The organism is Mangrovibacter yixingensis, from assembly GCF_020523985.1.
GTDB classification, from domain to species: Bacteria; Pseudomonadota; Gammaproteobacteria; order Enterobacterales; family Enterobacteriaceae; genus Mangrovibacter; species Mangrovibacter yixingensis.
This window is the reverse complement of the sequence record NZ_JAIVKM010000025.1, coordinates 1-501: the sequence shown is the minus strand read 5'-3', so window position 1 is coordinate 501 and position 501 is coordinate 1. Positions and strand designations below refer to the sequence as shown.

Below are 501 nucleotides of genomic sequence, written 5' to 3'. Positions count from 1 at the left end.
CATCATCGTGTTCCTGAACAAATGTGACATGGTTGATGACGAAGAGCTGCTGGAACTGGTTGAAATGGAAGTACGTGAGCTGCTGTCTCAGTACGACTTCCCGGGTGACGACTGCCCGATCATCCGTGGTTCTGCTCTGAAAGCGCTGGAAGGCGAAGCAGAGTGGGAAGCAAAAATTGTTGAGCTGGCTGAAGCGCTGGATACCTACATCCCGGAACCAGAACGTGCTATCGACAAACCGTTCCTGCTGCCAATCGAAGACGTATTCTCCATCTCCGGTCGTGGTACTGTAGTTACCGGTCGTGTAGAACGCGGCATCATCAAAGTTGGTGATGAAGTAGAAATCGTTGGTATCAAAGAAACCACCAAAACTACCTGTACTGGCGTTGAAATGTTCCGCAAACTGCTGGACGAAGGCCGTGCTGGTGAAAACGTTGGGGTTCTGCTGCGTGGTACCAAACGTGATGACGTTGAACGTGGTCAGGTTCTGGCTAAACCGGG

The 501-nt window shown here is 51.3% G+C and carries 1 protein-coding gene; it reads left to right on the top strand.

Features of this window, described 5'->3' with window-relative positions; all coding sequences use genetic code 11:
- The coding region (locus LC084_RS23170) for an EF-Tu/IF-2/RF-3 family GTPase (protein WP_264193620.1) at positions 1 to 501 on the top strand (501 nt) is incomplete at both ends.